This is a genomic window from Stenotrophomonas sp. TWI700 (genome assembly GCF_039673645.1).
GTDB lineage: Bacteria > Pseudomonadota > Gammaproteobacteria > Xanthomonadales > Xanthomonadaceae > Stenotrophomonas > Stenotrophomonas maltophilia_AA.
In genome coordinates this window covers 1-23885 of record NZ_JBDJMB010000008.1, presented here as the reverse complement: position 1 = coordinate 23885, position 23885 = coordinate 1, and the positions used below count along the sequence as shown (strand labels likewise).

The 23885-nt window shown below is 66.8% G+C and carries 23 protein-coding genes and 5 tRNA genes; 15 read left to right on the top strand and 13 right to left on the bottom strand.

The window, feature by feature from the left end; genetic code table 11:
- The first annotated feature begins 50 nt into the window (after positions 1-50).
- Positions 51-125, top strand: a tRNA-Glu gene (locus ABE473_RS08210).
- 149 nt (positions 126-274) lie between these two features.
- Here ABE473_RS08210 and ABE473_RS08205 read toward each other — a convergent pair.
- Positions 275-1705, bottom strand: coding sequence for a sugar porter family MFS transporter (locus ABE473_RS08205; RefSeq protein ID WP_346489119.1), 1431 nt, complete (start codon positions 1703-1705; stop codon positions 275-277).
- A 138-nt stretch (positions 1706-1843) separates the two neighbouring features.
- Here ABE473_RS08205 and ABE473_RS08200 point away from each other — a divergent pair, with 138 nt between their 5' ends.
- Both ABE473_RS08200 and fdxA read left to right on the top strand, forming a co-directional pair.
- Complete coding sequence (locus tag ABE473_RS08200; RefSeq protein WP_346489118.1) at positions 1844-2776, top strand: SMP-30/gluconolactonase/LRE family protein; 933 nt, start codon at positions 1844-1846, stop codon at positions 2774-2776.
- A 105-nt stretch (positions 2777-2881) separates the two neighbouring features.
- Positions 2882-3205, top strand: coding sequence for a ferredoxin FdxA (fdxA, locus tag ABE473_RS08195; RefSeq protein ID WP_123728932.1), 324 nt, complete (start codon positions 2882-2884; stop codon positions 3203-3205).
- Between the two features lie 71 nt (positions 3206-3276).
- Here fdxA and ABE473_RS08190 read toward each other — a convergent pair whose 3' ends face one another.
- Both ABE473_RS08190 and dapA read right to left on the bottom strand, forming a co-directional pair.
- Positions 3277-3801: a hypothetical protein gene (locus ABE473_RS08190; protein ID WP_346489117.1), complete on the bottom strand. Its 525-nt coding sequence runs from the start codon at positions 3799-3801 to the stop codon at positions 3277-3279.
- 26 nt (positions 3802-3827) lie between these two features.
- Positions 3828-4721, bottom strand: coding sequence for a 4-hydroxy-tetrahydrodipicolinate synthase (gene dapA / locus ABE473_RS08185; protein ID WP_346489203.1), 894 nt, complete (start codon positions 4719-4721; stop codon positions 3828-3830).
- A gap of 164 nt (positions 4722-4885) precedes the next feature.
- Between dapA and ABE473_RS08180 the strand changes: the two genes are divergently transcribed.
- The 10 genes from ABE473_RS08180 to ABE473_RS08135 all read left to right on the top strand — a co-directional run bounded on the left by ABE473_RS08180 (position 4886) and on the right by ABE473_RS08135 (position 10807).
- Positions 4886-5446 carry a glycine cleavage system protein R gene (locus ABE473_RS08180; RefSeq protein WP_019183297.1) on the top strand — a complete coding sequence of 187 codons (561 nt, stop codon included), beginning with the start codon at positions 4886-4888 and terminating at the stop codon, positions 5444-5446.
- A 78-nt stretch (positions 5447-5524) separates the two neighbouring features.
- Positions 5525-6004: a peroxiredoxin gene (locus ABE473_RS08175; RefSeq protein WP_346489116.1), complete on the top strand. Its 480-nt coding sequence runs from the start codon at positions 5525-5527 to the stop codon at positions 6002-6004.
- A gap of 81 nt (positions 6005-6085) precedes the next feature.
- On the top strand, positions 6086-7483 hold the full coding sequence (locus ABE473_RS08170; protein ID WP_179459234.1) for a PhoH family protein: 1398 nt from the start codon (positions 6086-6088) through the stop codon (positions 7481-7483).
- 23 nt (positions 7484-7506) lie between these two features.
- Positions 7507-7998: a hypothetical protein gene (locus ABE473_RS08165; protein ID WP_346489202.1), complete on the top strand. Its 492-nt coding sequence runs from the start codon at positions 7507-7509 to the stop codon at positions 7996-7998.
- Positions 7999-8017: 19 nt separating this feature from the next.
- Entirely contained in the window at positions 8018-8689 is a 672-nt protein-coding gene (locus ABE473_RS08160; RefSeq protein WP_346478626.1) for a YoaK family protein, read from the top strand.
- Between the two features lie 43 nt (positions 8690-8732).
- A complete protein-coding gene (gene thiD / locus ABE473_RS08155; protein WP_346478625.1) occupies positions 8733-9542 on the top strand; it encodes a bifunctional hydroxymethylpyrimidine kinase/phosphomethylpyrimidine kinase in 810 nt (269 codons plus the stop codon).
- The gene (locus tag ABE473_RS08150) at positions 9539-10378 is read left to right on the top strand and encodes an alpha/beta fold hydrolase (RefSeq protein WP_346489115.1); all 840 of its coding nucleotides are present in this window, start codon (positions 9539-9541) and stop codon (positions 10376-10378) included. Before thiD ends, ABE473_RS08150 begins: the two co-directional genes overlap by 4 nt.
- A gap of 62 nt (positions 10379-10440) precedes the next feature.
- Positions 10441-10517 (top strand) — tRNA-Arg (locus ABE473_RS08145).
- Between the two features lie 54 nt (positions 10518-10571).
- Positions 10572-10648: transfer RNA gene (locus ABE473_RS08140), tRNA-Arg, on the top strand.
- 82 nt (positions 10649-10730) lie between these two features.
- Positions 10731-10807: transfer RNA gene (locus ABE473_RS08135), tRNA-Arg, on the top strand.
- 79 nt (positions 10808-10886) lie between these two features.
- Here the strand turns inward: ABE473_RS08135 and ABE473_RS08130 are convergent.
- Together ABE473_RS08130 and ABE473_RS08125 are read right to left on the bottom strand one after the other, a co-directional pair.
- Entirely contained in the window at positions 10887-12032 is a 1146-nt protein-coding gene (locus ABE473_RS08130) for an alpha/beta fold hydrolase (protein WP_346489114.1), read from the bottom strand.
- A gap of 110 nt (positions 12033-12142) precedes the next feature.
- Positions 12143-13069 carry a LysR family transcriptional regulator gene (locus ABE473_RS08125; RefSeq protein WP_346489113.1) on the bottom strand — a complete coding sequence of 309 codons (927 nt, stop codon included), beginning with the start codon at positions 13067-13069 and terminating at the stop codon, positions 12143-12145.
- Positions 13070-13209: 140 nt separating this feature from the next.
- Between ABE473_RS08125 and ABE473_RS08120 the strand changes: the two genes are divergently transcribed.
- Positions 13210-13911, top strand: a complete 702-nt coding sequence (locus tag ABE473_RS08120) for a pirin family protein (RefSeq protein WP_346489112.1) — start codon at positions 13210-13212, stop codon at positions 13909-13911.
- Positions 13912-13968: 57 nt separating this feature from the next.
- Here ABE473_RS08120 and ABE473_RS08115 read toward each other — a convergent pair whose 3' ends face one another.
- On the bottom strand, positions 13969-16107 hold the full coding sequence (locus tag ABE473_RS08115) for a TonB-dependent siderophore receptor (protein WP_346489201.1): 2139 nt from the start codon (positions 16105-16107) through the stop codon (positions 13969-13971).
- A 223-nt stretch (positions 16108-16330) separates the two neighbouring features.
- Positions 16331-16972 (bottom strand): ankyrin repeat domain-containing protein, encoded by a 642-nt coding sequence (locus ABE473_RS08110; RefSeq protein WP_346489111.1) that lies wholly within the window; start codon positions 16970-16972, stop codon positions 16331-16333.
- A 226-nt stretch (positions 16973-17198) separates the two neighbouring features.
- Between ABE473_RS08110 and ABE473_RS08105 the strand changes: the two genes are divergently transcribed.
- Complete coding sequence (locus ABE473_RS08105; RefSeq protein WP_346489110.1) at positions 17199-17576, top strand: VOC family protein; 378 nt, start codon at positions 17199-17201, stop codon at positions 17574-17576.
- A 58-nt stretch (positions 17577-17634) separates the two neighbouring features.
- Here ABE473_RS08105 and ABE473_RS08100 read toward each other — a convergent pair.
- From ABE473_RS08100 to lexA, 6 genes are all read right to left on the bottom strand, one after another.
- Positions 17635-17727, bottom strand: a tRNA-Ser gene (locus ABE473_RS08100).
- A gap of 81 nt (positions 17728-17808) precedes the next feature.
- Positions 17809-18012, bottom strand: coding sequence for a carbon storage regulator CsrA (gene csrA / locus ABE473_RS08095; RefSeq protein ID WP_019183311.1), 204 nt, complete (start codon positions 18010-18012; stop codon positions 17809-17811).
- 145 nt (positions 18013-18157) lie between these two features.
- On the bottom strand, positions 18158-20806 hold the full coding sequence (alaS, locus tag ABE473_RS08090; protein ID WP_346489109.1) for an alanine--tRNA ligase: 2649 nt from the start codon (positions 20804-20806) through the stop codon (positions 18158-18160).
- 107 nt (positions 20807-20913) lie between these two features.
- On the bottom strand, positions 20914-21405 hold the full coding sequence (recX, locus tag ABE473_RS08085) for a recombination regulator RecX (RefSeq protein WP_176989647.1): 492 nt from the start codon (positions 21403-21405) through the stop codon (positions 20914-20916).
- 110 nt (positions 21406-21515) lie between these two features.
- Positions 21516-22556, bottom strand: coding sequence for a recombinase RecA (recA, locus tag ABE473_RS08080; RefSeq protein ID WP_123728917.1), 1041 nt, complete (start codon positions 22554-22556; stop codon positions 21516-21518).
- Between the two features lie 204 nt (positions 22557-22760).
- The gene (lexA, locus tag ABE473_RS08075; RefSeq protein WP_176989646.1) at positions 22761-23411 is read right to left on the bottom strand and encodes a transcriptional repressor LexA; all 651 of its coding nucleotides are present in this window, start codon (positions 23409-23411) and stop codon (positions 22761-22763) included.
- Positions 23412-23885: the final 474 nt, after the last annotated feature.

Genomic DNA, 23885 nt, shown 5'->3' with positions numbered 1-23885 from the left:
TGGCATCTAGGTCCATATACTAGCGCGCTGCGCAGTTCGCGACAAAGCCTGCTCCCTTCGTCTAATGGTTAGGACGTGGCCCTCTCAAGGCTAAAACAGGGGTTCGAGTCCCCTAGGGAGCACCAGTCGCGGTGCAGAAAGCCAAAGACCCCGCCACGGCGGGGTTTTTTGCGTTCCGGGCCCGGGTTGTCGCTCCTGCCCCGCCCGGCCCGGATCCGGGGAGCACGCTCCCCGACCCGGCCCCTGCCCTGCGCGCAGGGCCGTCGGAAGCGGCTCAGCCCTCCATCTGCTCCAGTTCCTTGCCCTTGGTCTCCTTGACGAAGCGGAGCACGAAGAACACCGAGATCACCGCCGCGACCGTATAGATGCCGTAGGCGCCGGCCAGGCCGATGCTGGCCAGCAGGACCGGGAAGGACACGGTGATGGCGAAGTTGGCGGTCCACTGCGCCGCGCCGGCCACCGCCAGCCCCGAGCCGCGGATCTGGTTGGGGAACATCTCGCCCAGCATCACCCACATCACCGGGCCCCAGGACATGTTGAAGAAGATCACGTAGACGTTGGCGGCCACCAGCGCCAGCGTGCCCATGCCGTCGGTCAACTGCAGCTTGCCGCCGGCATCGAGCGAGCCACTCGCAAAGGCGAAGGTGACCAGCGCCAGCGAGACCGCCATGCCGACCGAGCCGATCCACAGCAGCGGCTTGCGCCCGATACGGTCGATCAGGACCACGGTGATCAGGCAGGCGCCGATGCTCAGCGCTCCGGACAGCACGTTGATCAGCAGCGCGTCGTTCTCGGAGAAGCCAACCGCCTGCCACAGCACCGCGCCGTAGTAGAAGACGACGTTGATGCCGACCAGCTGCTGGAACACCGCCAGGCCGATACCGATCCAGACGATCGGACGCAGCCTGCCGGTGGCCTTGCTGACCAGGTCGGAGAAGGTCGGGCGATGCTGGTCCCGGGACAGCGAGCCTTCGATCTCGGTGATCTTGGCCTGGGCCTCGGCCGCACCGTACAGACGGGTCAGCACCGCCAGGGCCTGGTCACGGCGCCCTTTGACCACCAGGAAGCGCGGGCTCTCCGGGATCACCAGCAGCAGGCACAGGAACAGCAGCGAGGGAATGGCCTGCATCCAGAACATCCAGCGCCATGCCGCCTGCCCCAGCCACAGCGCCTCGGTGGAGGCACCGGCCGCCTTGGCCAATAGATAGTTGCTGAGGAAGGCGCAGAACAGGCCGCTGATGATCGCGATCTGCTGCACCGTCGCCAGCCGCCCCCGATACCGGGCCGAGGCGACCTCGGCGATGTAGGCCGGCGACATCACGCTGGCCGCACCGACCGCGAAGCCGCCGATGACCCGGGCGATGATGAACACTGCGGAGCTGTGTGCCGCCCCGGCCGCCAGGGCGGAGAACAGGAACATCACCGCGGCGATGATCAGCACGCCGCGACGACCGAGCCGGTCGCCGAGGCGGCCCGCGAAGAACGCACCGATCGCGCAGCCGAGCAGCATCGAGGCGACCTCGAAGCCGATCCCGGCCGAACTGGACTGGAAGGTGTCCTTCAGGCCATCCACGGTGCCGTTGATCACGCCACTGTCGAACCCGAACAGGAAGCCACCGATGGTGGCCACGCAGCTGATCAGGATGATGAAGCCGGTGTTCTCGCCGCTGCCGGCGCGGGGACTGCTGAGCGAAGCACTGGACATGGGAAACCCTGGGTTGAAGGGACGCTGCGGATCCGCGCAGCAGGAACGGGGGACCAGATTCTCACACCTGCAGCGCACACGGGATTGATCGGCCGGATGGCAGAATGCGGCAGCCCCTGCTGTCGTGAGACCTGCCCCATGCCCGATGCCGTCGCCACACCGTCCACCGCTGTCGCGGATGCCTCCCTGCTGGTCGACAGCCGTTGCACTCATGGCGAAGGTGCACTCTGGTCGCCGCGGCGGCAATGCCTGTTCTGGGTGGACATCAGCGAGCGCCGCCTGTGGCAGTACCGTACCGCCGATGGCAGCCACCGCAGCTGGTCGCTGCCCGACCGCCCCGGCTGCCTGGCCGAGGGCGAGGACGGCCGCCTGCTGATCGCGCTGGCCGGTTCGTTGCAGCGCCTGGATCTCGACCGCGATGGCGATGCCCCCGCACCACCCCTGGAATGGCTGGCCGATGTGCAGCCCGAGGTCGCGGACACGCGCAGCAATGACGGCCGGACCGACCGCGCCGGCAACCTGGTGTTCGGCACCATGAGCGAGGATCCGGCGCGTGCGCCGCTCGGCCGCTACTACCAGTTCTCGATGCGGCACGGCCTGCGCGAACTGAACCTGCCCGCCGTCGTGATCCCCAACGCGATCTGTTTCAGCGCGGACGGCGCCACGATGTACTTCTGCGATTCGGTGCGCCCGGCGCTGTGGTGCTGCGACTACGACGCCGAGCGCGCGCACTGCGGCCCACCCCGCCTGTTCGCTGCCCTGCCCGATCCGGGCTGGGAGCCCGATGGCGCCATCGTCGATGCCGAAGGCGGCGTCTGGAACGCGCAGTGGCGGGCCTCCCGCGTAGTGCGCTATCGACCTGACGGCCAGGTCGACCGGGTCGTACTGCTGCCGGTGCGGAACCCGACCTGCGTCGCACTCGGTGGGCCGTCGCTGCGGCAGTTGATGATCACCAGCTCCCGGCTCGACCACACCGACGCGGAACTGGCGGCCAGCCCCCGCGCGGGCGGCGTGTTTGCGCTGGAAACCGGCATCGCGGGCCTGCCCGAGCAGCCCTTCCGCTGGTCCTGAGCCTTGCGCCGAGGGCATTTCGGGGTTTGAGCCACGATCCGATCCCGCGCCGCGGACCAACCTGTTCTAGAATTGTCCGGCTTACTGTCGGATCCAGATCCAGCCATGCCTTTTGTCGTCACCGAAAACTGCATCAAGTGCAAACACACCGATTGCGTGGAAGTGTGCCCCGTGGATTGCTTCCATGAAGGCCCCAACTTCCTGGTGATCGACCCGGATGAGTGCATCGATTGCACCCTGTGCGAACCGGAGTGCCCGGTCAACGCGATCTTCCCCGAAGACGACGTGCCCGCCGGGCAGGAAGCGTTCGTGGCGCTGAACGCCGAACTGGCCCAGGCCTGGCCGGTGCTGACTGTGCGCAAGGACCCGCCCGCCGATGCCGGCGAATGGGACGGCAAGCCGGACAAGCTGAAGCTGCTGGAACGCTGAGCCTCCGGGCTCTGGCGGCAACGAAAAAGGGCGCCGAGGGCGCCCTTTTTCGTTTCTCTGAGACGGTCCGGTTACGGAGCCAGCTTCGCCTTCAGCTCACCCAGCAGCTTGGTCGGGGCTGCGGCGGTCGCCGGCAGGCCACGCGGATCCACGGCGGAGACATAGGCACCGGCATCGACGGCGACCACGCGGACCAGGAAGTCACTGCCTTCGAAGGCCACGTCGTAGGAACCGAGCAGCTGGGCCTTGCTGGCGATCTTCACGCCTTCAACGGACTCCAGCGCGGTGCCGACCTTGGCGAACACCTCTTCCTTGGTGCCCGGCACGGTGAAACCGGCATTGTTGGCGGCAGCCTGGGTCGAGGCCGGGGCCGGACGCGCGGCCTGCGAGGCCAGCGAGGAGCTGGTGGCAGCGGTGGCGGCGGCCTGGCCGGCCGGGACGTTCAGATCCGGCGGCACTTCCAGCGGACGGACGTCCGGGGCCAGAGCGTAGTCGCCCTTGGCGCCGCGCTTGAAGCAACCGGTGGTGCCGATGAGGGTGGCGGTAGCCAGGATCGCGAAGGACAGCACGCGGAAGGCGGAAACGGATTGACGCATGGGAATCTCCTGGGTGACCACTGTCATCAGTGGTTGGATAGTGCTTCCAGCGCACCGATATCGGTGGCCAGGTGTTCGGCAGCGGCGTGATGGGCCGCGGACAAGGGCAGCAGCGGCAGGCGCAGGCCGTCACCAATGCCGATCCGGCGCAGCAGGTCCTTCACCGGGATCGGGTTGGACTCCACGCCGCAGAATTCATGGAAGGGCTCAAGACGGGCATCCCACGCCTCGGCCGCCTCGCGCTCTCCGGCCGCGGCCAGGTCGCACATCCGGCGGTAGGCCCCCGGCAGCGCGTTGGAGCCGACCGAGATCAGGCCATCCACGCCGGACAGGATAGAGCGCGCGGCGGTGCCATCGTCGCCACTGAGAATGACGAAGTCCGGCGAACGCAGGGCCAGCAGCGCATGGACCCGGCCGACATCGCCGACCGCTTCCTTGATGCCCACGATGTTCGGGTGGCGGGCCAGCTCGGCCACGGTTTCGGGCAGCATGTCGCAGCCGGTGCGCCCGGGCACGTTGTACAGGATGACCGGCAGGCCGCCCTGGTCGGCCACCGCGCGGTAATGCGCGATCAGGCCGGCCTGGGTCGGGCGCACGTACGGCGGGGTCACTACCAGCGCGTGGGTGGCGCCATTGGCGGCCGCCCGGCGGGTCTGCTCGATGGTTTTGGCCGTCCCCGACAGCCCGGTCCCGGCCAGCACCGGAATGCGCCCGGCCACGGTTTTGACCGCACTGCGCAGCAGCTGGTCGTATTCGTCGTCGGACAGGGCCGCCGCTTCACCGGTCGAACCGGCTACTACGACACCGTGAACACCACCCTCCAGTTGCAGATGCAGCAGGCGCTGCCAACCGTCGGGATCCAATGCGCCGTTCGCCTGGAAGGGCGTCGCCAGCGCGGTGATGAGACCGGAAAGGGACAAGGACATCGTGCTCGGAAGAAAGGGGGCACCCTGCCTGCGTAAACGCCGGCCAGATGTACGTTGCATGTTACTTGCGGGTCGAAAGCGCGGGCAAGTATGCTGGACTCCGGCGAACGTGCCGTCGTCCGGCCGTTCAGACTCACCTTGCATCACCCGGAACCATCTTGACCGACACCACGCCGCGGCCTGCGCCGACCGAAAACCACCTCCTGATCAACGCCTATACGACGCATCCGGAGTCCCCCCTGCTGCCTGTGACCCGGCGTATCGCCGACAGTGGCTGCAATCTGGTCGATGCCCGCCTGGCCACGGTCGGTCGCGACGTCTCCGTCACCGCCCTGGCCACCGGCTCGTGGGATTCGGTAGCCAAGCTGGAGGCGATGCTGACCCGGCTCGAGCGCGAGGAAGGCCTGAAGCTGGTCTGGTACCGCACCGGTGCCAAGCAGGCGCAGTCCAACCTGCTGCCCTACATCGTGGAAGTGATCGCGGCCGACAAGCCGGGGATCCTCTTCCAGCTGGCCGATTTCTTCGACCGCCAGGGCATCACCATCGAGAATCTGCAGAGCACGCGTTACCGCGCGATGCAGACCGGTGCGGAAATGTTCTCCGCGCAGGTCACCATCGGCGTGCCGGCCAACATGCACATTGCCGCGCTGCGCGATGATTTCCTCGAGTTCTGCGATCACCTGAACCTCGATGCGATCATGGATCCGATGAAGTTCTGATGTTTCGCGCGTTCGTCACGGGCGCGCGGGGTTTCATGCAGGTGTAGTAGACGTACCCCAGGATCCGGAAAGGAACCCATGAACGACGGCGACACCCTGGACAGCACCACCCTCGCACTGCCGCTGGCCTTGTCCGGCGGCGAGACCACCACCCTCGGCGATCTGGCCGGCCAGTGGCTGGTGCTGTACTTCTATCCCAAGGACAGCACCCCGGGCTGCACCACCGAGGGCATCGATTTCAACGCGCTGCTTCCGCAGTTCACGAAGGCCGGCGCCCGCGTCTTCGGCGTCTCCCGCGATTCGGTCAAATCCCACGACAACTTCTGCGCCAAGCAGGGCTTCGGCTTCCCGCTGATCAGCGATGGCGACGAAGCGCTGTGCACCGCGTTCGACGTGATCAAGCTGAAGAACATGTACGGCAAGCAGGTGCGTGGCATCGAACGCAGCACCTTCCTCATTTCGCCGGACAGTCGTATCGTGCAGGTGTGGCGCAAGGTCAAAGTGGCCGGCCACGCAGACACCGTCCTTGAAGCCCTGAAGGCCGCGAAAGCCCAGTGATCAACCCGGCACCCCCAATGGCCATCACCCTGCCCCGCAGGTCGTGATGGCTTGTCCCTGTTCTGCCACCAGGAATTGACGATGACCCGAGGCAAGCGCATCTACGTACTGGATACCAACGTGCTCATGCACGATCCGACCGCGCTGTTCAAGTTCGAGGAGCATGATGTCTACCTGCCGATGCAGGTGATCGAAGAGCTGGACAACGGCAAGAAGGGCACCACCGAGGCGAGCCGCAATGCGCGCCAGGTCAGCCGTTTCCTCAATGAGCTGGTGCAGGCCTCCGGCCTGGACAACCTGGCCGATGGCATCCCGCTGCAGCGCCCGAACGGGCTGCAGCTGCGCGGCAAGCAGAGCGTGGGCCTGCTGCGGTTCCAGACCAGTCACTTCGAGGCCGGCAAGAGCTTCGGCGCGGTCATCCCCGACAACGCCATCCTCGGCGCGATCCTGGCGCTGAAAGAGCAGGTGCCGGACATCCCGGTGGTGTTCGTCTCCAAGGACATCAACCTGCGGATCAAGGCGGCGATCGCCGGCATCGTGTCCGAGGATTACGAGAACGACCGCGCGCTGGACGATTTCAGCCTGCTCTATACCGGTGCCACCGAGCTGCCGGAAGACTTCTGGAAGAAGCACACCGACAACCTGCGCAGCTGGAGCGACAAGGGCCGCACCAGTTACGAGATCATCGCCAGCGAAGACGAGAACTGGCATCCCAACCAGTACGCCTACCTGCCGGGCGACGATGAAGTCGAACTGCGCGTGGCCAAGATGGACGGCGACAAGATCACGCTGTCGCTGGTCAACGATTTCCGCCATGGCAGCCACGCGGTGTGGGGCATCAGCGCGCGCAACCGCGAACAGAACTTCGCGCTCAATGCGCTGATGGACCCGGAGATCGATTTCGTCACCCTGCTCGGCACCGCCGGCACCGGCAAGACCCTGCTCGCGCTCGCCGCCGGCCTGGCCCAGACCATGGACCAGCAGCGTTACCGCGAGATCATCATGACCCGCGCGACGGTCAGCGTCGGCGAGGACATCGGTTTCCTGCCCGGTACCGAGGAAGAGAAGATGACGCCGTGGATGGGCGCGCTGACCGACAACCTGGAAGTGCTCACGCATACCCAGGAAGGCGGCGCATGGGGCCGTGCGGCGACCAACGACCTGATCGCCAGCCGGATCAAGATCCGCTCGCTGAATTTCATGCGCGGCCGTACGTTCCTGTCGCGCTATCTGATCCTGGATGAAGCGCAGAACCTCACCCCCAAGCAGATGAAGACCCTGATCACCCGTGCCGGCCCCGGCACCAAGATCGTCTGCCTGGGCAACGTCGAACAGATCGATACCCCGTACCTGACAGAGACCACCTCGGGCCTGACCTACGCGGTGGACCGCTTCAAGAACTGGCCGCACAGCGCGCACATCACGCTGCGTCGTGGCGAGCGTTCGCGCCTGGCCGATTACGCTTCGGAGGTGTTGTGAGCCGTTCCCTGTCACGTGCCGTCCTGCCGCTGGCGCTTGCCGCGCTGGCGGCGGCCTGCACGCCCGCCAATACGCGGCCGGGCGCCAGCGTCCCGACCGCGATCAAGACCGGCCAGTCCTGGGTGGTGACGCGACCGGTGGTCGCCGCCCAGGTGCTGGATACCTGCTCGCGCGACAGTCCCGGCCGCGAGGCCGGGCGGGTCACCGGTTACTGGGCGCCCAGCCGCAAGGAGGTCGAGCAGTTGGAGGCCGCATTGCCGACGCTGGAGGCGCAGGTGCCAAAGGCTGCCGATTTCGATCGCCAGTACGTCGGCATCGAAATGAGCGGACGCAAGCTGATCTACCTCAATGCCTTCCATCTGCCCGATGACGCCGACATCGATCCGGCCCGCGAAGCGATCCGGGTCTGCGATGGTGGCGCGCAGTTCTGGGGCGCGCTGTTCGATCCGGCCAGCGGCAGCTTCTCGGATGTGCAGTTCAACGGCCCGCCCCCCGGGTCGTTGATCGTGCCGTGACCTCCACCGCGCACGCCGGATGAGCATCCGGTTGCCCACCTGGGTCTGGATCGGGGCGATCGCCCTGTCCTGCGTGGCCGGGATGGTCAACGTGGTCGGCTTCCTGGGGTTCGAGCACCAGGCGGTGAGCCACATGACCGGCACCACCAGCCAGCTCGGCATGGCGCTCGCCCAGCGGGACTGGCGGGTGGTCGCGCCTCTATGGGGGCTGCTGATCGCATTCTGTGCAGGTGCCACGCTCAGCGGCATGATCATCCAGGACAGCGGCCTGCAGCTGGGCCGACGCTATGGCGTGGTGCTGGCGCTGGAATCGGTGTTGCTGCTGATCGCGATCCCGCTGTTCAAGCAGCAGCAGATCTGGGGTGCACTGGCGGCGGCGATGGCCTGCGGCCTGCAGAACGCGATGGCGACCACCTTCAGTGGCGCGGTGGTGCGCACCACCCATCTCAGCGGCATGTTCACCGACCTGGGCATCGGCCTGGGCCATCTTCTGCGCGGCCTGCCGCTGCCGATCCGGCGCCTGACCCTGAGCGGACTGATCATCAGTGGTTTCCTGGCCGGCGGCGTGATCGGCGCCTGGCTGTTCCTGCGCTTCGGCTATGACGCCCTGCTCGCCCCGGCTCTGCTGACCGGCGGCACCGGGCTCGGCTACGTGCTGTACCGGCAGTGGGCGCTGCTGCGGGCACGCTGAGGGCGCGGCAGCAATGCCGCGGCAAACATTGCACAATCGAGGCATGACACCGTCCAGCCCCGTTTCCGCCCTCACCATCGCCGGCTCCGATTCCGGCGGGGGTGCCGGCATCCAGGCCGACCTGAAGGCCTTCGCCGCCCATCGCGTGCATGGGCTCTCCGCGATCGCCGCGCTGACCGCGCAGAACACCCGTGGCGTCATCGCCGTGCACGTGCCGCCGCTGGATTTCCTGCAGGCGCAGATCGATGCCTGCTTCGCCGATTTCGACATCCATGCGGTGAAGCTGGGCATGCTGGCCAACGCCGAAGTGATACGCCTGGTCGCCGACGCACTGGAAAAGCACCGGCCACCGCACGTGGTGCTGGATCCGGTGATGGTCGCCACCAGCGGCGCCAAGCTGCTGGAGGACAGTGCACTGGCGGCGATGCGCACCCGCCTGATCCCGCTGGCCACGCTACTGACGCCCAACACACCCGAAGCGGAGCTGCTGCTCGGCCGCCGCATCGTTACCGCCGAAGACGCAGAGGATGCCGCCGACGCGCTGCTCGAACTGGGCGCCGGTGCGGTACTGCTCAAGGGCGGCCATCTGGACGAAGGCAGCCGCGTGATCGATCGCTACTTCGACGGTGTGACCCGCGAAGAGTTCATCCATACGCGGCTGCCCGTGGATGCGCACGGCACCGGCTGCACGCTGGCCTCGGCCATCGCCGCGCAACTGTGCCAGGGGCTGTCCTTGCCGAACGCCTGCGAGGCGGCCATCGATTACGTCGCGCGCGGGCTGCAGGGCGGCTATTACCCCGGCCGCAGCGAGGTGCTGGTGATCGACCACTTCGGTGCGGCACGCCCGGCATGATCGACGCCTCGCCCCTGCCCGTGCAGGCCGCAGACGGCCATCGCTTCGAGCTGCTGGCGCGCGTCCCCGTGCAGCCCCGCGCGCGGCTGCTGTGGCTGCCTGCGCTGGGTGTCGCCGCGCGGCACTACCTGCCCTTCGCCGAGGCGCTGGCCGCACGCGGCATCGCGGTGTACCTGCACGAGTGGCGTGGCAATGGAAGCAGCTGCCTGCGGCCCTCGCGCACGCAGGATTGGGGCTATCGGGAAATCCTCGAGCAGGACCTGCCGGCGAGCCTCGCAAACGTGCCAGGGGAATCTGAAACACCGTTGATCATCGGCGGCCACAGTCTCGGCGGCCAGCTCGCCTGCTGCTTCGCGGGGCTGCATCCGCAGCGTTTTGGCCGCATCTGGCTGGTGGCCAGCGGCACGCCGTACTGGCGCACCTTCCCTGCCCCGCGTGGCTGGATGCTGCCGCTGGTATATCGCTTCCTGCCCTGGCTGGCCCAGCGCCAGGGGGTCCTGCACGGCAAGAAGCTCGGCTTTGGCGGCACCGAGGCACGCGGGTTGATCCGCGACTGGTCGCGCGTGGGCCTCAACAACCATTACGCGGCCGTCGGCATGGCGGCCGATCTGGAGGCCGGCATGCGCGACCTGCGCGGCCAGGCCACCGCGGTGGTGATGGCGGCCGACTGGCTGGCCCCGACGGGATCGATGCAGGGCCTGCTGGCCAAGATGCCGGGCATGCGTGCGCAGCTCAGCGTGATCAGTGCGCAGATGCTGGGTGCGCGTGCCGATCACTTCGCGTGGATGAAAACGCCGGAAGCCGTGGTGGAGCGCCTTTTTCATTCATTTGAATGAAGACCTTCACAAAAACCGTTGACGAATGCGACGCCGATCCGCATAATTCCGCTCCTGTTGACGCGCCCGTAGCTCAGTTGGATAGAGTACCTGGCTACGAACCAGGCGGTCGGGAGTTCGAATCTCTCCGGGCGCACCATCAACAGGGTATCGATTTCGCCGTCGGTATCAGCAATGAAAATTCGATGTAAATGCGCCCGTAGCTCAGTTGGATAGAGTACCTGGCTACGAACCAGGCGGTCGGGAGTTCGAATCTCTCCGGGCGCACCATTACATCGAACGGCAGGCTCGCCTGCCTTCCCGTCGAACGTGGCGACACGCGCGGCAGGACACACAACCAGACAATGCAAATGCGCCCGTAGCTCAGTTGGATAGAGTACCTGGCTACGAACCAGGCGGTCGGGAGTTCGAATCTCTCCGGGCGCACCATTGCATCGACGAAGACAGCAGCCATCGGTTGCTGTTTTTTTTTGCGTTGGCGCCGGCCAGCGGCCGGCACTACCGGGGGTCATCCCTGCGGTGCGGGTGCCTGGGCCGCCTGCATCGCCATGAGATCGGCTTCACCGGGCAGCTCCGGCGCCGGGCACGCGCCACCGGCGTGGTCGTCATGCGCCAGCCAGTCGTCCACCACGCCGCCCAGCAGGTCCACCCGCAGCGGGAGGGTGATGTGGTCTTCGCCACGCATCTCGATGTAATGCACGCGCGGGCTTGCGGCGGCCAGGCGGCGGCCCTGCCCGACCGGCACGTGCGCATCGTCCTGCCCGTGCAGCAGCAGCACGCAGGCGCGGCTGTCGGCCAGCGCGCGGGTGACGTCGACGCGATCCAGGTCCAGATCCAGGCGCTGGCTGGCGGCGGCGATCACCTGGTCGATATCCTGCCCGCCATAGCGCCAGCGCCCGTAGGCCGCCATGGCCTGCGCCTTCCATGCGGTCGGCTGCAGCGACATCAGGTGCGGGATCATGCTGCGGATCGCATCGCCAGCATTGGCGAAGGACTCCATCGCCACCACGCCGGTGACCTGGTCGCCGAGCTTGTCGGCGGTGAACAGCGCCGTGGCCGCACCGTAGGAAACGCCGAACAGGTACAGCGGCCCGACCACCTCGCCACGCGCCTTCAACGCCGCGATGACATCGACCACGTCATCCGATTCGAAGGTGCCGTAGCCGGACGGGCCGGCGCCGGAATGACCGTGGTTGCGCAGGTCGATGGTGACCACGCGGTAGCCGGACTGCGCCAACTGCAGTGACCACGGCAGCATCGCATCACCGTTCATCATCCAGCCGTGAAGCAGCACCACCGTGCCGCGTGGCGCCTGCGGCTGGAACGGATGCGGCAGGTCCAGCGCCATGCCGGTGCGCAGCGGCTCGCCGTTCTCGTGCTGCTGGGCCAGGTATTCGTAGCGCACCCCGTACTGCCCCGGGTCGAAGGCCCGCCAGAAGATCGGCACGCCCGCGCGGCCGGTCACGAGGCCGTGCCGGTTGGGCACGCTGTCCACCGCTTCGGCGATGCGCGCGGTGTCCAGCAGCGTGGACACGCCACCCGGCGCGATCAGCCGATCGCTCAACGAGGTCGAGGCAGCGGTGGAGGTCAGGGAGGAGCAGGCAGCCAGCCACAGGCCAGCCCCGGCCAGCAGCAACAGCAGCAAGCGTTTCATGGGGAGATGTGCGAAAACCAGACGAGTCGGGCAGGTTACCGATCACGCCGACGGCGCTCTATCGCATCCAGATGACCATCCGATGACAGCGAGGCCACGATTCAGCTTGACTAGCCCAGCCAGGCCTCCATGGTCGGCCACCAGCCCGCCAGCACCTCCGGGCGCTGCATCCGCTCGCGCCACCACTTCAGCGCTGCCCCCTCCTCGCCGGTGCGCCAGGCCAGCCAGAAGGTCTCTTCCGGCTTGGGCTCCTCGACCTGCCGGATCACCAGCCGCCCTTCGCGCACTGCCTGCTGCACATACGGCTCGGGCAGGAAGCCGAACCCCAGGCCCGCACACTGCAGGCGGAACTTGCTGACCATGTCCGGCACGGTGACGGTCTCCTGCCCCATCAGCAGCCCGACCGTGCGCGGCAGCAGCCGCCGCGCCGAATCGGCCACGGCGATCGCACAGTGGCCGGCCAGCTGCTCGCGGCCCAGCGGCTCGGGCGCGGTGGCCAACGGGTGCGAGGGCGCCACCGCGAACACGAAACGCACCACGCCCATCGGCTCGACCACGTAGCCCCCGCCACTGGGCCCCTCGCCTGCCGCGCCGACCAGCAGGTCCGCGCGCCGGTCCAGCAGCGCCTCCCAGGTGCCCGACAGCGATTCACTGATCAGCCGCATCCGGGTCTGTTCGGCCACCGCATTGAAAGCGCGCACGTCCTCGGCCAGCAGTGCCGGCACGAACATCGAGTCGACCGCCACGGTCAGTTCGGCCTCCCACCCGGAGGCCACCCGCCGCACCCGCATCTCCAGCTCGCGCGCCGCCCGCAGCAGGTGGCGCCCCTCTTCCAGCAGCGCCTCCCCGGCCGGGGTCAGGTGCGCGCGCGGCCCGACCCGGTCGAACAGCTGCACGCCCAGGTCCTCTTCCAGCTTGGACACGGTGTAGGAAATGGTCGAAGGCACCTTGTGCAGGGCCTTGCCGGCCGCGGCGAACGAGCCCCGGCGGTCGATGGCATCCAGGATCTGCAGGGCGTCGAGGCTGAGCTTGAGCATTCGAATTTTTCGATGATGGCTTGCAAAACTATCCGTTTTTCAAGCCGGCGGAGCAAGCGGATACTGGCCGCAACAGGAAAGGGGACGGCAGCGACCGCCCCGGACCGCCATCGAAACCATCGAACACCAAGGAGATTCCCATGCTGCAGATCCGCAAGAGCAACACCCGTGGCAAGGCCGACCATGGCTGGCTGAACTCCATGCACACCTTCTCCTTCGCCAACTATTACGACCCGCGCTACGTCAGCTTCGGCCCGCTGCGGGTGATCAACGAAGACCGCGTCCAGGGTGGCCAGGGCTTCGGCACGCACAGCCACAGCAACATGGAGATCATCTCCTACGTGCTCGGCGGCGCGCTGGAGCACAAGGACTCGATGGGCACCGGCTCGGTGCTGCGCTACGGCGACGTGCAGCGCATGAGCGCCGGCAGCGGCGTCAGCCACAGCGAGTTCAACCACTCGGCCGACGAAGCGGTGCACTTCCTGCAGATCTGGCTGTTCCCCGACCAGGAGAACATCACCCCGAGCTACCAGGAGACCCACTTCGCCCCGGACACCAAGCGCGGCCAGCTGCGCCTGATCGCCTCGCGCGATGGCCGTGAGGGTTCGCTGCTGATCCACCAGGACGCCAACATCTACGCCACGATCCTGGACGGCGACGACCGCGTCCACCTGCCACTGGCCGCGCGCCGCGGTGCCTACGTGCAGGTCGCCCGCGGGCAGCTGCAGGTCAACGGCATCACGCTGGAGACCGGCGATGCACTGCAGGTCAGCGACGAGGCACAGCTGACGCTGGAAAACGCCAACGACGCGGAAGTCATCGTGTTCGAGCTGGCGCTGTAACCACCCGGCCTCAAACGCAGACACCCCGGTTGCCCGGGGTGTCGTTCGTTGCGTGGATCAGAATTTGTAGTTCAGCGTCAGCCGCACGTTGCGCGGCTCGCCCCAGGTGTAGGTGCTGTACCAGCTGAAGATCGTGTAGTAGTGCTTGTCCAGCAGATTGTTGACGTTGAGCGTCGCCGACAGCTGGTCGTTGAACTGATAGCGCGCCATGGCATCGAGCAGCCAGTACGGCTCGGTGCGATGGAGCTGGCTCCCGCCGGTGGCGGGGTTGGTGATGGTGCCGAAGGTGCTGCCCTGCCAGCGCGCGCCGCCGCCCACGCTCCAGCCATCGGCTGCACCGGTGAGGCGGTAGCTGGTGTGCACGCTGAACTGATCTTCCGGCTCCAGCGTGGAGACCTTGGTGGACTGCTGGCGCGCGATCTTGTGCGCATAGCCGCCCTGGACCTGCCAGCCCGGCGCCAGCTGACCCGACACCTCCAGCTCGTAGCCCTTGGTGCGCACCCCCATCAGGCCTTCATAGGCGATCCCGCCGCTCGGCGTCCTGCCGCCGGTCGGTTGTGCGTAGTTGTCCTGCTCCAGCTGGAACACCGCCGCGCTGGCGTTGAGTCGGCCGTCGTAGAACTCCGCCTTCAGGCCGGCCTCGTAGCTGCGCCCTTCCATCGGATCCAGCACCCGGCCCTGTTCGTCCTGGTTGCCCTGCGGCTTGAAGATGGTGCTGTAGCTGGCGAACACCGAGAAGTTGCGGTTGAGGTCGTACACCAGGCCGGCGTACGGAACGACCACGCCACTCTCGTCGGTATCCGGAGACTTATAGTTGGCGATGCGGCTGCCGACGATCAGCTTCAGCGGGTCGGCCAGGTCGAAACGGCCCACCACGTAGGCACCGCTTTCGCGGGTGACCTGGTTGTCACCGTAGCCCCACTGCCAGTCCGGCTCGGGCACATCGCCGGTCCAGGCGTAGTAGTCGGCAACGCTGCTGACATAGCCCGGCTGCGGCGAGTAGCCGTTGTTGACCCAGCGCTTGCGCGACACGCTGCCGCCGACCACCAGTTCGTGCTGGCGGCCGAACCACTCGAACTTCCCACTCACGTACAGATCGGCCGCGTTGCTGGTGGTCTTGCCGATGTACTGGCCCAGCCACATGCTCACGCCCTCACCGGTGACCGGATCCGGATTGCCACCGGCCGCGGCGCCCAGCGAGGCGTCATACCCGTTGACCTGGTGGTTGAGCTGCAGCTTGGCGACCCAGTCATTGCCGAAGGTGTGCTCCAGCGTGGCGAAGCCGGTGCGGGCGTACTGGCCCCAGCGGCTCCAGCGCGCGCCGTTGTTGAACGAGCGCGGCATCGTGTTGAAGTTGCCTTGGCTGTCCAGCAGCGGAATGCCGCCCCAGCTGGAGCCCTCGGGATCGCTGTCCTGGTAATCGGCACCGACGGTCAGCAACGTGCTCTCGCCGATGTCGGCCTCGAGGATGCCGTAGAACACCTCATTGCTGCGCTGGTAGTGGTCGGCATTGGAATGCCTGTCCTGATAGGCGCCGACCACGCGGCCGCGCACGCGGCCACTGTCGGTGAGCGGCCCGCCGACATCGACCTCGGCGCGATAGCTGTCCCACGAGCCCACGCCCAGCGTGGCGCTGCCGGCCAGGTCGCGGGTCGGCTTCTTGCGCACCAGGTTGATGGTCGCGCCCGGGTCGCCCATGCCGGTGAGCAGGCCGGTAGCGCCCTTGAGCACTTCGATGCGGTCGTAGATGGCCATGTCGCTGAGCGTGTTGCCGGCCGAGTACGCCGAATCACGCGCCATCGGGATGCCGTCGTACTGGAAGTTCTGCACCGCGAAGCCGCGCGCGTAGTACTCGGTGCGCTCGCTGTCATAGGTGACGATGCTCACGCCGGGCGTGACCTTCATGACGTCGTCGATGCCGTTGAGGCCGAAGTCGTTCATTTCCTGCCGGGTGATCACGCTGATCGACTGCGGGGTCTGGCGCGGGCTGAGTACCAGGCGGGTCGCGGTGGCGATCGTGCCGGGCGTATACGAATCGCTGCCTTCGGTCACGGTGCCGAGCTGGTTGGCGGTGACCTGCACCGTCTGCAGGGTCTGCGCGCCTTCCTTGGGGGGCGCCTCGCCACTGGGCGCCTCGTCGGCCTGCACGGCCGAGGCGGACAGGGCCAGGCCCAGTACGCAGGCCATCGCCTGCATCAGCGGGGAGAGCGCGGGAACAGCACGACGGCGACCCGGGTGGATCGGGGCAACACGGAACGGAACGACGGACACGGCAATGCCTCCAGGCAGGAAGGGACTCCTCTGGCGGCGGCTGGAGGGAACGAATGGGCGGCATGATGCCGCATCCGGGGCGCCAGTGGAAGATGGCGCGACCGTTGAGGCAGAAGGCGTTCGGGGGTCGCCCCGCGCCAGGCGGGGCTCAGCCTTGGCGAGCGCCGGCGGCGACCAGCATCGCGTCGATCTCGCGGTAGCCGCGCTGGCGTGCATGCTGCAGCGGGCTCACGCCTTCACCGTCGGGCAGGTTCACATCCGCGCCTGCTGCGATGAGCTGACGGACGATCTCGACATGCCGTGGGCCGCCATCGGCGAGGATGATCGTCTCCAGCAGCGCGGTCCACTGCAGGTTGTTGACGTGATCCACATCGACACCGGCCGCGATCAGCGTCGCCACGGTCTCCACGTGCCCGCGTTCGGCCGCTGGAATGAGTGCGGTGCCACCGTAGCGGTTGGTGCTCTTCAGGTCCGCACCGGCTGCCAGCGTCGCGCGCAGGATCTCGAGGTGTCCGCGCGCACCGGCGTAGAGATACGGGCTGTCCTGGATCGCGTCCTTGGCATTGACGTCGGCACCGGCCTGGATCAGCGCCAGCGCGGCCTCCACCTGGTTGTGGTGGGTAGCGACCAGCAACGGTGTCGCCTTCGCCACGCCGCGCGCATCCACCCGGGCGCCCTGCCCCAGCAGCGTACGCACCGCAGTCGCATCACCCTTCTCCGCCGCCCGATGCAGCCGCTCTTCCAACGAGGCGGCACCGGCCGGCATGACCATGCCCATCAGCAGGCTCATGACCACCCAACCCCGCAGCGACCTCCGTCCCATCGACATGTTCCTGTTCCTTCCACGGGGGCGCCCGGTGGGACGCCGCTGGAGAACGACCGTAGCCGAGCCACCGCGCCGGTACCAATGAAGATTGGGGATCGACGGCATTCGCCATCCGAATGTGCGGGCCGGCGCGCGTTCCGCCGATTTCATGCGACGCTGCGCGCGACATTCGACACGGACGCACATCGCCATGCTGCATCACATTTCCCTAGGCGTGCGCGATCTCGCGCGTGCCGCCGCCTTCCACGATGCCGCGCTCGGTGCACTGGGCATGCGCCGCGTCTTCGAAGACGACGAGGCCATCGGCTATGGCTACGCGGAGGATGAGGACCTGGTGTGCCTGAAACTGCGGGCCGATGCGGCAGCGCCCGGACCTGGATTCCACCTGGCGCTCGGCGCCCCGTCCCGCCAGGCCGTGGACGCGTTCCATCGCGACGCGCTGGCGGTCGGCGGCACCTGCAACGGTGCGCCGGGACTGCGCGAGGACTATGGCGATCACTACTACGCCGCGTTCCTGATCGACCCGGACGGGCATCGGATCGAAGCGGTCTGCAAGTCGGTCGTTTGAACCGGATCGCACAAAGAAAAAGGCCTCCGTACTTGCGTACGAAGGCCTTCTCTACAACTGGCGGAGCGGGAGGGATTCGAACCCTCGATAGAGTTTTAAGCCCTATACTCCCTTAGCAGGGGAGCCCCTTCAGCCACTCGGGCACCGCTCCAGTGTTCTTGGTCCGCCGCCGTGATGAATCATCTCAGCGGGGGCGCGAATAATAACGTTTTCCGCGCCCTCAGGTAAAGCCTTAATCCGAAGAATTTTCACTTCCGGATGCATTCGGCTCATCACCGCGCTGGATGCGCTGGTAAATCTCTTCGCGGTGCACGGCCACGTCCTTCGGAGCGGTGATACCGATACGCACCTGGTTGCCCTTGACGCCGAGCACGGTCACGCTGACCGAGTCACCGATCATCAGGGTTTCGCCTACACGGCGAGTCAGGATCAACATTTGTTCAAGTCTCCAGGGGAACCGGTGGTGGCATTTCCCCACCGGCTTGGCGCCCCGGCAAGAGCGCCCCACGACAACGGGAAAAGATTCGCCATAGTACCGTCAGGCCTCCCGACCCATCAAGGAGCAGGAGGCTTCAGGCTGTTCAGATACGGGGGGTGACCCAGTCGACGACCGCAGCCAGTGCAGAAGCAAGGGCGGGCCCGTCCTCACCACCACCCTGGGCGAGGTCCGGGCGGCCGCCGCCCTTGCCCCCGATCTGACTGGCGATATGGGCCAACAGTTCCCCGGCCTTGACCTTGCCCATTGCGCTGCCGTTCACGCCCGCGACCAGGGCCGCCTTGCCGTCCTGGGTGCCGGCCAGCACGATCACCGCGTTGCCGAGCTGCTGCTTGAGGCGGTCGATCGCATCGCGCAGTGCCTTGGCATCGAAGCCTTCCAGGCGCGCGGCCAGGATCTTGATGCCGTTGACCTCGACCGCAGCGGCGCCGAGATCGGCGGTCGCACCGGCGGCCTGCTTGGCCTTGAGCGCCTCGAGCTCGCGCTCGAGCCTCTTCTGGCGCTCGCCCAGCTGGCGGATCTTGTCGACCACGTCGCCGGCGTTGCCGCCGAGCAGTGCGGCCGCTTCGCTCAGCTGCGCTTCTTCATGGGCCACGTAATCCAGCGCGCCCTGCCCGGTCACCGCTTCGATCCGGCGCACGCCCGAGGACACACCGCCTTCAGCGGTGATCTTGAACAGGCCGATGTCACCGGTGCGCGACACATGCGTACCGCCACACAGTTCGGTGGAGTAATCGCCCATCTTCAGCACACGCACGTGCTCGCCGTACTTCTCGCCGAACAGCGCCATCGCACCGAAGTCGAGCGCTTCCTGCATGCCCATGTTGTGGACTTCGGCCGCGTTGTTGGCGCGTACCTGCTCGTTGACCTTGCGTTCGATGATCGCCAGGTCCTCGGCGCTGATCGGCGCGAAGTGCGAGAAGTCGAAGCGCAGGCGATCGGGTGCGACCAGCGAGCCCTTCTGCTGCACGTGGGTGCCCAGCACTTCGCGCAGGGCGGCATGCAGCAGGTGGGTGGCCGAGTGGTTGAGGATGGTCGCGCCGCGGCGCTGGCCATCGACCTGGCCGGACAGCACGTCGCCAACCTTCAGGCTGCCGGAAGTGATCCTGCCCACGTGCCCATGGAACTGGCCCGCGAACTTCTGGGTGTCGCTGACGTCAACCTGCACGCCGGCGCCGGACAGGCTGCCGTTGTCGCCGACCTGGCCACCGGATTCGGCGTAGAACGGGGTCTGGTTGGTCAGCACGATGACGTCGTCGCCGGACTGCGCGGTCTCCACCGGGCGGCCCTCCTTGAGGATTGCCACCACGGTGAGGTCGTCGGCCTGCAGGCGGTCATACCCGAGGAACACGGTCGGCTTGAGCGTGGCGACCAGATCGGCCGACAAGGTCACGCCGCCGCCGAACTTGCCGGCCGCGCGCGCGGTCTCGCGCTGGGTGTCCATCGCGGCGTTGAAGCCCTCGATATCCACGGTCAGGTCACGCTCGCGCGCGATGTCCTGGGTGAGATCGAGCGGGAAGCCGTAGGTGTCGTACAGGCGGAACGCATCCACGCCCGGGATCACGCCGTTGCTGACCTTGGCCGCGACGTCGTCGAAGATCTTCATGCCCGAATCCAGCGTTTCAGCGAAACGCTCTTCTTCGGCCTGCAGCGCGCGCACGACGGTGTCGACCTGCGCCGGCAGTTCCGGATAGGCCACGCCCATCTGCTCGACCAGGGTCGGCACCAGCTTGCTGAAGAACGGCTGGCGCACGCCCAGCATCCAGCCATGGCGCAGGGCCCGGCGGATGATCCGGCGCAGCACGTAACCACGGCCTTCGTTGGACGGCAGCACGCCATCGACGATCAGGAACGAGCAGGCGCGGATGTGATCGGCGATCACGCGCAGCGACTTGTTCTCCAGATCGGCCATGCCGGTCAGCTCGCTGGCCTTGCGGATCAGCGCCTGGAACAGGTCGATCTCATAGTTGGTGTGGACGTGCTGCAGGATCGCGGCCAGACGCTCCAGGCCCATGCCGGTATCCACGCACGGCGCCGGCAGCGGCACCAGGGTGCCGTCGGGCTGGCGGTCGAACTGCATGAAGACCAGATTCCAGATTTCGATGAAGCGGTCGCCGTCTTCATCCGGCGAGCCCGGGGGGCCACCGGCGATATGGTCGCCATGGTCATAGAAGATTTCGGTGCACGGGCCGCACGGGCCGGTCTCGGCCATCTGCCAGAAGTTGTCCGAGGCAAATGGCGCGCCCTTGTTGTCGCCGATGCGCACGATCCGGTCTTCCGGAATGCCCACCATGTCGCGCCACAGCGCATAGGCCTCGTCATCGGTCTGGTAGACGGTGACCAGCAGGCGCTCGGCCGGCAGCTTCCAGACCTGGGTCAGCAGCTCCCAGGCCCAGGCGATGGCGTCCTTCTTGAAGTAATCGCCGAACGACCAGTTGCCCAGCATTTCAAAGAAGGTGTGATGGCGCGCGGTGTAACCGACCTGGTCCAGATCGTTGTGCTTGCCACCGGCGCGCAGGCAGCGCTGGACGTCGGCCGCGCGCACGTAGCTGCGCTTCTCGGCGCCAAGGAAGACGTCCTTGAACTGCACCATGCCGGAGTTGGTGAACAGCAGGGTCGGATCATTGCCCGGCACCAGCGGCGCCGACGGCACGATCGTATGGCCTTTGCCCTTGAAGAACTCAAGGAAATCGCTGCGGATCTGGGAGGTAGTGAATTTGACGGATGCGTTCATGGGGGGCTGGCTTTGTGCGGGCCGGTCAGTCCCTGGCACGCAGCCCCAATGGCCGGGTGTCAACTGCAGGACCGCCGAAACCACAAAGGGTATCAGGCCCGGGCCGCTCAGTCCTCAGGGTCGTAACGGGTGGCCTGGCGGATGCTGTCGCCGGGGAACCCGCGGCGGGCCAGAAGATCGGCGGCTTTGCGCCGCGCAGGCAGTTCCTGCGGGCCGGCGTCGCCGAAACGGCGGCAGACCAGGTCGCGGGCGTTCTCGGTCCAATCGCCTTCGAAGGTGTCCATCGCGGCGGCGATCTGGTCGCTGTCCAGCCCATGCGTGCCCAGTTCGGCGCGGATGTGGATCGGGCCATAGCCCGTGTTGGCCCGGATCCGGACCAGGTTCTCGGCAAACCGGGTGTCATCCTGCCAGCCGGCCTCGGCCAGCTTGGCGACGGCCGCCTCGGCCGCCTCGTTCTCGATGCCACGCGCTTGGAGCTTACGGGTCAGTTCTTTACGCGAATGCTCGCGGCGCACCAGCAGCCCCAACGCCCGCTGGACCGGCGTCTGTTCCTGGACACGGCGCTTGCGCCGGGGTGCGGGGGCTTCGGAGTCTTGCATGGCAGCGGTCCATTACAGTGCGCCGTCCTTGGCGCCATCCCGTCGGGGATACGTGAAACTGCGGGACAGGGTGAGCGTCACTGACGGCGCTGCCCTGCCCCCCAGGAAACTCATTCGGCGTCGTCTTCGGCCTCGTCGCCGCCTTCGCGCACCGCTTCTTCCGGCTGGAACTTCTCGCGCAGCTCGGCTTCCAGGCGCTGGGCAATCTGCGGGTTGTCGCGCAGGTAGCCACGGGCGTTGTCCTTGCCTTGGCCGATGCGCTCTTCGCCGTAGCTGTACCAGGCGCCGGCCTTCTCGACCAGCTTGGCTTCCACGCCCATGTCGATCAGTTCGCCTTCGCGGCTGATGCCTTCGCCGTACAGGATCTCGGTGATGACCTGCTTGAACGGGGGCGCCAGCTTGTTCTTGACCACCTTGATCTTGGTCTGGTTGCCGATGATCTCGTCGCCCTTCTTGATCGCGCCGATACGGCGGATGTCCAGGCGCACCGAGGCATAGAACTTCAGCGCATTGCCGCCGGTGGTCACTTCCGGGCTCTGGCCCGGCATCATCACGCCGATCTTGTGACGCAGCTGGTTGATGAAGACCACCAGGGTGTTGGAGCGCTTGATGTTGCCGGTCAGCTTGCGCAGCGCCTGGCTCATCAGACGGGCCTGCAGGCCCGGCAGCTGGTCGCCCATTTCGCCTTCGATTTCAGCCTTCGGGGTCAGCGCGGCGACCGAGTCGACCACCACGATGTCCACCGAGCTGGACCGCACCAGCATGTCGGCGATTTCCAGCGCCTGCTCACCGGTATCCGGCTGCGAGAGCAGCAGGTCGTCCACGTTGACGCCCAGCTTGGCGGCGTAGATCGGATCCAGCGCGTGCTCGGCATCGATGAAGGCGGCGGTACCGCCCTTCTTCTGGCATTCGGCGATCGCCTGCAGGGTCAGGGTGGTCTTGCCCGAGGATTCCGGACCGTAGATCTCCACGACACGGCCCTTGGGCAGGCCACCGATACCGAGGGCGATGTCCAGCATCAGCGAACCGGTGGGGATGACCTCGACCGCCTCGACGACGCGGTCGCCCATGCGCATCACGGCGCCCTTGCCGAACTGCTTTTCGATCTGGCTCAGCGCGGCGGTGAGGGCGCGCTTTTTGTTTTCGTCCATCGGAGTGGTCCTTGCAGAGGTCGTATCGGTGGAGGTGCTGTCTTTGGAAGTCTTCTTGGCCATGGGTTCACTTTAAGGCTGGCGTATCGCACGGGCTGAGATTCTGCCCGGCGTTCGGAAAAAAAGTATCGGACATCCGTACCAACCTCAGCAGAACCAGAGATGTGCCACAAAAGACCGCGCGTAATGGGGGGGAGAACCGGGTCAGCGGTTGGGCCGCAGCAACCCGCAATAGAGGCCTTCGATGGCGAAGTCCTGGTCGGGCAGCACTTCGATCGGCTTGTAATCGGGGTTGCGCGGCAGCAGGCGGATCCGGTCCTTGCCCATCTTCAGCAGCTTGACCGTGATCTCGTCGTCGATGCGGGCCACCACGATCTGGCCGGACCGGGCGTCGCGGGTGCGGTGCACGCCGATCAGGTCGCCGTCGAAGATGCCTTCATCGATCATCGAGTCGCCCTGCACCTTCAGCAGGTAATCCGGTGCCGGCGAGAAGAACACCCGGTCCAGGACCACGAAATCGTCGGAGCCGATGTCCGCCCCGATCGGCAGACCGGCCGCGACCCGACCCAGCACCGGCAGGCGCAGGACATGGTCCGGCAGCGCCGAGGCGGGCAGCGACTCGGGCAGGCCGCTCTGTAGCGACGGCGCCTGGACCAGCCGGATGCCGCGGGCCTGGCCCGGGATGCGACGGATCGCCCCGGCCTGCTCCAGCGCCTCGAGGTGGTACTGCGCGGCCCGGACGCCCTTGAAGCCGAACGCACGGGCGATTTCGGTCTGCGACGGCGGCGCGCCATCGGTCTCTATACGCTCGGCGATCAACTGCAGGATCGCCTGCTGGGTATCGGTCAGGTCCATGGTTAGTAGTATTACTACTAACGATGCGGGCACGCAAGTGCCCGCAGAGAAAGAGCAGATAGAAGAAGGGTGGTCCAGGCCCGACCGAAGCCGTCAGCAACACCTGTAGCCACCGACCGTTGGTCGGTGACCGCGCGCACGCGCGGCAATGCCTGACGGCGCGGGCGCATGTCGCTTGCGGCCGTCTCTCCGGCGTTTAGCCTCTGCCATCTCCTGGGTCACGCATTCGTGGGGGCCGGATGAGGAGCAGCCACGCATGGCGTGGCTCTACCTGTGGACGCGGTGACGGGTCGAAGCACCCACGCATGGCGTGGCGCAACCGGGCAGCGGGACGGGCCGGTCAGGAAGGAGCGTCCGACCAACGGTCGGACCTACACGGAATCCCCCGCTTGGGCGGGGGATTCCGGGGAGCCTTCGGATCGCGGCGGGGAGGAAACCAGAGGGTGGAGTGGGGGCGGCCCAAAGCATAAAAAA

Bases quoted from the DNA above. Each gene is read 5' to 3' on its own strand.
- ABE473_RS08205 (WP_346489119.1), bottom strand. From the start codon at position 1,705: ATGTCCAGTGCTTCGCTCAGCAGTCCCCGCGCCGGCAGCGGCGAGAAC.
- ABE473_RS08200 (WP_346489118.1), top strand. From the start codon at position 1,844: ATGCCCGATGCCGTCGCCACACCGTCCACCGCTGTCGCGGATGCCTCC.
- fdxA (WP_123728932.1), top strand. From the start codon at position 2,882: ATGCCTTTTGTCGTCACCGAAAACTGCATCAAGTGCAAACACACCGAT.
- ABE473_RS08190 (WP_346489117.1), bottom strand. From the start codon at position 3,801: ATGCGTCAATCCGTTTCCGCCTTCCGCGTGCTGTCCTTCGCGATCCTG.
- ABE473_RS08175 (WP_346489116.1), top strand. From the start codon at position 5,525: ATGAACGACGGCGACACCCTGGACAGCACCACCCTCGCACTGCCGCTG.
- ABE473_RS08170 (WP_179459234.1), top strand. From the start codon at position 6,086: ATGACCCGAGGCAAGCGCATCTACGTACTGGATACCAACGTGCTCATG.
- ABE473_RS08160 (WP_346478626.1), top strand. From the start codon at position 8,018: ATGAGCATCCGGTTGCCCACCTGGGTCTGGATCGGGGCGATCGCCCTG.
- thiD (WP_346478625.1), top strand. From the start codon at position 8,733: ATGACACCGTCCAGCCCCGTTTCCGCCCTCACCATCGCCGGCTCCGAT.
- ABE473_RS08150 (WP_346489115.1), top strand. From the start codon at position 9,539: ATGATCGACGCCTCGCCCCTGCCCGTGCAGGCCGCAGACGGCCATCGC.
- ABE473_RS08130 (WP_346489114.1), bottom strand. From the start codon at position 12,032: ATGAAACGCTTGCTGCTGTTGCTGCTGGCCGGGGCTGGCCTGTGGCTG.
- ABE473_RS08125 (WP_346489113.1), bottom strand. From the start codon at position 13,069: ATGCTCAAGCTCAGCCTCGACGCCCTGCAGATCCTGGATGCCATCGAC.
- ABE473_RS08120 (WP_346489112.1), top strand. From the start codon at position 13,210: ATGCTGCAGATCCGCAAGAGCAACACCCGTGGCAAGGCCGACCATGGC.
- ABE473_RS08115 (WP_346489201.1), bottom strand. From the start codon at position 16,107: ATGCAGGCGATGGCCTGCGTACTGGGCCTGGCCCTGTCCGCCTCGGCC.
- ABE473_RS08110 (WP_346489111.1), bottom strand. From the start codon at position 16,972: ATGAGCCTGCTGATGGGCATGGTCATGCCGGCCGGTGCCGCCTCGTTG.
- ABE473_RS08105 (WP_346489110.1), top strand. From the start codon at position 17,199: ATGCTGCATCACATTTCCCTAGGCGTGCGCGATCTCGCGCGTGCCGCC.
- csrA (WP_019183311.1), bottom strand. From the start codon at position 18,012: ATGTTGATCCTGACTCGCCGTGTAGGCGAAACCCTGATGATCGGTGAC.
- alaS (WP_346489109.1), bottom strand. From the start codon at position 20,806: ATGAACGCATCCGTCAAATTCACTACCTCCCAGATCCGCAGCGATTTC.
- recX (WP_176989647.1), bottom strand. From the start codon at position 21,405: ATGCAAGACTCCGAAGCCCCCGCACCCCGGCGCAAGCGCCGTGTCCAG.
- recA (WP_123728917.1), bottom strand. From the start codon at position 22,556: ATGGACGAAAACAAAAAGCGCGCCCTCACCGCCGCGCTGAGCCAGATC.
- lexA (WP_176989646.1), bottom strand. From the start codon at position 23,411: ATGGACCTGACCGATACCCAGCAGGCGATCCTGCAGTTGATCGCCGAG.